This window comes from Natrinema soli, assembly GCF_028618695.1.
The window spans coordinates 1-6,140 of sequence record NZ_JAQIVI010000576.1; the positions used below are offsets into that span (position 1 = coordinate 1).

Genomic DNA, 6,140 nt, shown 5'->3' on the forward strand with positions numbered 1-6,140 from the left:
GCGAGCGGAGGCGGACGGGCGAGTCCCGGTGATCGCGGAGGTGAAACCGACGAGTCCGACGGCCGAGGGGACTCGAGCCGACGACCCCGTCGAGTTGGCCGAAGCGATGGTCGAGGGCGGCGCGGCGGCGATCTCCGTCCTCACGGAACCGACTCACTTCGGCGGCTCGCCCGAGGCGCTGACCCGTATTCGAGCGGCCGTCAATGTTCCCGTCCTGCGCAAGGACTTCGTCCTCGACGAGGACGGAATGGACGTCGTTGAGGCGGATCTGTTGTTGTTGATCGTCAGATTTATCGACGATCTCGAGGGGCTCGTCGCCGCAGCCCGCGAGCGCGGTTTTCAACCCCTCGTGGAGGTCCACGACCGCGCGGAACTCGAGACCGCACTCGAGGCGGGGGCCGAAATCATCGGCGTCAACAACCGTGATCTGGCGAAGCTCGAGGTCGACCTCGAAACCTTCGAGTCGGTCGCGCCCCACGTGCCGGACGACGTGACGCTGATCGACGAGAGCGGCGTGTCGTCGCCGGCGGACGTTCGTCGGATGCGCGAGGCGGGAGCCGACGCGTTGCTGGTCGGCAGCGCCATCATGGACCACGGCGCGGGCGACAGCGACGTGACGGAGAACACGCGACGACTCACGCGGGCGGAATCAGCGGAGACGACGGCGTCAACGGACTCGAGGACGGAGACGGACCAGACATGAGCGAGCACGACGGAGACACCCACACATGAGCACGGAACGCGAACACGACGGTGAGAGTGAACCCGGACGCACCGGCACGTTCGGCGACTACGGCGGCCAGTACGTCCCCGAGGCGCTGATGCCGGCCCTCCAGGAACTCGAGGACGCCTACGAGCGATACGTCCTCGAGAACGAGGACGGCTTCATGGACGAGTTCCGCGAGCGGATGCGCGATTTCGGCGGCCGGCCGACGCCGCTCCAGCGCGCGGATCGGCTGAGCGAGCGCTACGATCGCGAGATTTACCTCAAACGCGAGGACCTCGTCCACGGCGGCGCGCACAAACTCAATAATGCGCTCGGACAGGTGCTGCTGGCCAAGTACATGGGCAAAGAGCGGATCATCGCCGAGACCGGCGCGGGCCAACACGGCACCGCGACGGCGATGGCGGCGGCCCACCTCGACATGCCCTGCGAGATCTACATGGGTCGGACGGACGTCAATCGCCAGCGGCCCAACGTCTACCGGATGCGGATGAACGGGGCCGAGGTGAATCCGGTCGAGGCCGGCAGCGGGACCCTGAAGGAGGCGATCAACGAGACGATGCGAGACTGGGCGACCACCGTCGAGCGGACCCACTACGTGATCGGGTCGGTCGTCGGCCCGCACCCGTTCCCGCAGATGGTCCGGGACTTTCAGGCAGTGATCGGCGACGAGGCTCGGAAACAGATTCAGGAGAAGGCCGGGCGACTCCCCGACAGCGTCGTCGCCTGCGCCGGCGGCGGCTCGAACACGATGGGGGTCTTCCACGCCTTTGTGCCAGACGACGCCGTCGACCTCTACGCCGTCGAGGCCGGCGGTTCGAGCCTCGAGATCGACGAGGACGACGGCGTCGCGCCCAACTCCGCGACGCTCTCGACGGGCACCGACGGCGTCCTCCACGGCGCGATGACGAAGCTCCTCCAGAGCGGCGACGGCCAGATCATGGAGTCCCACAGCGTCAGCGCGGGACTGGACTACGCCGGCGTCGGTCCCGAGCTCTCGCATCTCGTCGAGACGGGCCGGGTGACGCCCGCGAGCGTCGACGACGAGGACGCGCTCAACGGCTTCCACCGGCTCTCGCGGCTCGAGGGGATCATTCCGGCCCTCGAGTCGAGTCACGCGCTCGGATATTTGGAGAAACACACCGACGAGTTGGGCGACATCGTCGTCGTCAACGTCTCCGGCCGCGGCGACAAGGATCTCGAAACCGTGCTCGAGGAGACCGAGAAACGCGATCTCGAGGCCGCGCCGGACGTGGAGGTGTTTGACCAGTGAGCGACGAGGATCGACAACCGGAGGGAGGAGATCCTCGGAACGACGAGCGGGGAGCGGCTACGAGGTGCGACAAGCGGGAGCACCTCGAGAAGCGAACGGAGAACGAAGTGAACCGTGAGCAGCGACCCGCGAGCGACACTGACACCTCGGCTGAGTACGACAGTGACGTCGAAGCCGCCATCCGCGAGGACCACCCAGCACTGATCACCTACATCACCGCGGGCGATCCGTCGCTCGAGGACACCAAGGCGTCCGTCGAGGCGCTCGACCGCGGCGGGTCGGACCTGATCGAACTCGGCCTCCCCTTTTCGGAGCCGATCGCGGAAGGGCCGACGATCCAGGCCGCGATCAACCGCGCGCTCGAGGCCGGCACGACCCCCGCTGGCTTCTTCGAACTGGTCGACGAACTCGAGACGGAGGCACCGCTGCTGGTGATGACGTACTATAATATGATCCTCCAATTCGGAGACGAGCCTGCCGTGCGGCCGTTCGTGGAGCGGGCCGCCGAAGCGGGCCTCTCGGGGATCATCGTCCCTGACCTCCCCGCCGAGGAGGCCGACCCGCTGCGCGAGGCCTGCGACGACAACGGACTCGATCTGGTCTTCATCATCGCGCCGACGACCGAGGGCGAGCGCCTCGATACCATCATGTCGCAGGTCTCGGGATTCGCGTACGTTCAGGCCCGGCTCGGGACGACCGGCGCGCGCGCAAACGTCTCGAGTGCGACCCACGACAGCCTCGCGCGCCTCGCCGAGTATGACGTGCCCAAGGCCGTCGGCTTCGGCGTCAGCGAGGGCGACCACGCCGCCGAAATCGTCGAGGCGGGCGCGGACGGCGTCATCGTCGGCAGCGCCTTAGTCGACATACTAGCCTCGAGCGAGACGTCTGAAGAGGCGGTCGACGCACTCGAGGCGAAAGCCCGCGAACTCAAACGCGGTGCGCGCCGCGGCGCGACTGACGCCGCGGCCGACGCGGCGGAAGATCCACCGGAAACAGAACACCCATAACTACAAGCTTGCTACACTCCCGCAATGACCACCGGAATTGACGCACGACTCGAGCGAATCGGCACAGACGGATCGTATGTGATCGTCCCGATGGACCACGGCATCACGATGGGTGCCGTCCAGGGACTGAAAGACATCGAATCGACCATCGACGGCGTGACCAGCGGCGGGGCGGACGCCGTACTCACGCAGAAGGGGATCGCACCGCGCGTCCACGACAACAAGAACGGACGGGGCTACATCGTCCACCTCAACGGCTCGACGACGATCGGACCCGACGAGGAAGACAAGCGCATGACGGGCACCGTCGAAGAAGCGATCCGAGTCGGTGCCGACGCCGTCTCCTTCCACATCAACGTCGGCTCCGACCACGAACCCGACCAGCTTACCCAGCTCTCAGAAGTCACCGAGACGGCCGAGCGCTTCGGTATGCCCGTCCTCGCGATGGCCTACGCTCGCGGCCCCGGCGTCGATCCCGAGGACCCCGAAGCGCTGGGCCACGCAGTCCGCCTCGCCGAAGAATTGGGTGCAGATATCGTCAAAACGGGCTACAGTGGCGACGCCGAGAGCTTCCAGCACGTCGTCGAGTCGACCCGGCTTCCGGTGGTCATCGCCGGCGGCTCGAGGGGCACCGACCGCCAGACGATCGAGATGGTCCGCGGCGTGATGGACGCCGGCGGCGCCGGCATCTCCATGGGTCGGTCGATCTTCCAGCACGAGGATCCCGAGGCGATCGCTCGAGCGGTCGCCGGCGTCGTCCACGACGATCTCTCGACCGACGAGGCCCTCGCCGAATCGGGGCTGGCGCTGGAAATCTGAATCGCTGCCGGTTCGCGTTTCACTTCCGCTCTCGCTGTCACTCCTGCTCTCACTCTCGGACGCAGACGTCCACTTCCGCTCTCGCCCACCAGACGGCCGTCCGTCGTTCTCGAGTGTCCTCGTCGCTCAGTGACAGTGCGTATCGAGATGGACGTCGCGGTCGGCGTAGCGGGGCGATAGCTCGACGGTGGCGTGATCGACGCCGTGACGGGCGAGTTCGTCGTGAACGCGGCCGACGACCGCCTCGGCGTCCGCCATCAGTTCGACGTCCGTTTCGACGTGGACCGTCGCGACCGTTATCTGGCTGCAGATCTGCCAGGCGTGGAAGTCGTCGACGCGATCGACGCCCTCTATCTCGCAGAGGTGCGCTCGAATGTCGTCGCTCTCGAGGGGCGCCTTGAGGAAGAAGATCTCGCCGCTGCCGCGCAGTACGGTGATCGCCGACCAGGCGACCACGGCCGCGATGAGCGCCGCGGTGATCGGGTCGATGACGGTGATGTCAGTCAGCTCGATAGCGACGACGGAGACGATAACGGCGACCGAGCCGCCGGCGTCGCCCAGCAGGTGGTAGAACGCGCCCTTCTCGTTGAGGCTCATCGCGTCGCCGTGGAGGACGTAGACCGAGCCGATATTGACCAGCAGCCCGCCGACCGCGATGGCGATCGTCGGGCCGGCACCGATGGCGACGGGCTCGAGGAACCGCTGATAGGACTCCCACAGGATGTAGCCGACCATCGGCAGGAGGAGCAGCCCGTTCAGGAAGGCGGCGAACGGCTCGAGGCGGTGGAGGCCGTACGACCAGCGGTCGCCCTCGCCGTAGTGTTCGGCGACGTGGGCGGCGGCGAAGGCCATCACGTACGCGAGGGCGTCGAACAGCATGTGGACGGCGTCGCTGATGAGCGCGACCGAGCCGAAGGCCAGCCCACCCGCGAACTCGACGACGAAGCCGACGACGTTGATCAGCGAGACGGCGGCGAGCTTGCGGCTGCTCGTCGACCCGCCGCCGTGGCTATGGCCGCCGTGCGAGTCGTCGTGGCTGTGGCCGTCGTGTGAGTCGTCGTGGTTGTGCGCCGACTCGTTGTGACTCATCGTCGTTCGAACTCAGTGGTTCTGTCTTATTAATTCGGCTGCTATTAAACGGCGTTTTCTATGCTAATCATAACAAAAATATTGGAACAAGTTGTTAACTCTCCGCCCAGCGTCTCGCGGTTCAGCACACACTCCTCCCTAATCGGAAGAATTTCGGCGGCGGTCTTCCTTCTCGAGTCCGTGACCGACGGCGAAGCGTACACGCTCGCGGACGAGATCGTCGCGCGAGCGCGGATTCACGCCCGCGAGGTCGTCGACGAGTACGAACTGGCGGTCGACCTCGGGGCCCTCGAGTGGGAGGTGTCGACGCGAGCGCGCCGCCGGGCGGGGGCGTGTCGCTGGTACGCCGACCGCGAGGTGGCGACGATCGTCCTCGCTCGGAAGGCCTACGAGGCGTACGAGTGGTCCGCGTTCGCCGAGATCGTCCGCCACGAACTCGTCCACGCGTGGGAGTTCCAGGAATTCGGCGAGTCCGGACACGGATCGCGGTTTCGCGAGCGGGCGGCGGCGCTCGAGGCCCCGCGCTACTGCGAGGCGTTCACCGAGCCCCGCTACGTCCTCCAGTGTCTCACGGCCGACTGCGACTGGCGAGCGAAGCGCCACCGCGCCTCGAAGCCGGTGAAGTCGCCCGATCAGTATCGCTGTGGTGCCTGCAGCGGGGCCCTCGAGGTCGAACACGCGGCCAGCGGTCGAACGTGGACGACCGCGAGCGGCTACGGCGGGGCGAAAGCGGCGCTCGGCGACGACTGGTAACGAGACGGGATGCACCTATTTCGGACCTGAATTATGCGACAGCATCCGTAGCTACCCACAGCGGGGTGGGAATGAACGGGGCTTTCGCGGTCAGCGAACCCGGGCGACGCAAGCACCGGAAGGAACGAGCGTAGCGAGTGACTGAGGAGCACAGCGAGTCCTGGGAGTTGAGCGCGGAAGGGGCTTTCAGGATAGTATCGGTCTGTAACGAGATAGGGTGGCCGCTTCCAACGACACCTAGTCGACCGCGGAACACTTATTCGCCTCACTCTACCTGTTTCGGGTATGGGAATACTCGAGTTGATGCTGGGCAAGACCGATCCCGGCGAACAGGGCGTCGAGGGTAAGTCCTACGCGCTCCCGAAGGAGACGCACGACTTCGTCTACCCCGTCGCGGTCCGTCGCGAGGAGGTGGCGGCGTTCGCCGAGTTGCTCGCGGCCGAAGCGGACGCGCCGCCGCTGGCGGATGCGAGCG

6 protein-coding genes and 1 pseudogene are annotated in these 6,140 nt (G+C 66.5%); 6 read left to right on the plus strand and 1 reads right to left on the minus strand.

Annotated elements, in window-relative coordinates:
• The 4 genes from PGX04_RS26835 to PGX04_RS26850 form a co-directional block, all read left to right on the plus strand.
• Positions 1–703 (plus strand): indole-3-glycerol-phosphate synthase (locus PGX04_RS26835; protein ID WP_273741282.1); only part of this gene is annotated, 703 nt, incomplete at its 5' end.
• 25 nt (positions 704–728) lie between these two features.
• A complete protein-coding gene (trpB, locus tag PGX04_RS26840) occupies positions 729–1,997 on the plus strand; it encodes a tryptophan synthase subunit beta (RefSeq protein ID WP_273741283.1) in 1,269 nt (422 codons plus the stop codon).
• 107 nt (positions 1,998–2,104) lie between these two features.
• Entirely contained in the window at positions 2,105–3,004 is a 900-nt protein-coding gene (trpA, locus tag PGX04_RS26845; RefSeq protein WP_273741287.1) for a tryptophan synthase subunit alpha, read from the plus strand.
• Positions 3,005–3,028: 24 nt separating this feature from the next.
• A complete protein-coding gene (locus PGX04_RS26850) occupies positions 3,029–3,823 on the plus strand; it encodes a 2-amino-3,7-dideoxy-D-threo-hept-6-ulosonate synthase (RefSeq protein ID WP_273741284.1) in 795 nt (264 codons plus the stop codon).
• 126 nt (positions 3,824–3,949) lie between these two features.
• On the opposite strand, the gene PGX04_RS26855 is transcribed toward PGX04_RS26850, so the two are convergent.
• On the minus strand, positions 3,950–4,912 hold the full coding sequence (locus PGX04_RS26855; protein WP_273741285.1) for a cation diffusion facilitator family transporter: 963 nt from the start codon (positions 4,910–4,912) through the stop codon (positions 3,950–3,952).
• A gap of 180 nt (positions 4,913–5,092) precedes the next feature.
• On the opposite strand from PGX04_RS26855, the gene PGX04_RS26860 reads away from it, so the two are divergent.
• On the plus strand, positions 5,093–5,665 hold the full coding sequence (locus PGX04_RS26860; protein WP_273741286.1) for a SprT family zinc-dependent metalloprotease: 573 nt from the start codon (positions 5,093–5,095) through the stop codon (positions 5,663–5,665).
• A 285-nt stretch (positions 5,666–5,950) separates the two neighbouring features.
• A pseudogene (locus PGX04_RS26865) lies at positions 5,951–6,140 on the plus strand (hypothetical protein); the annotation flags it as partial.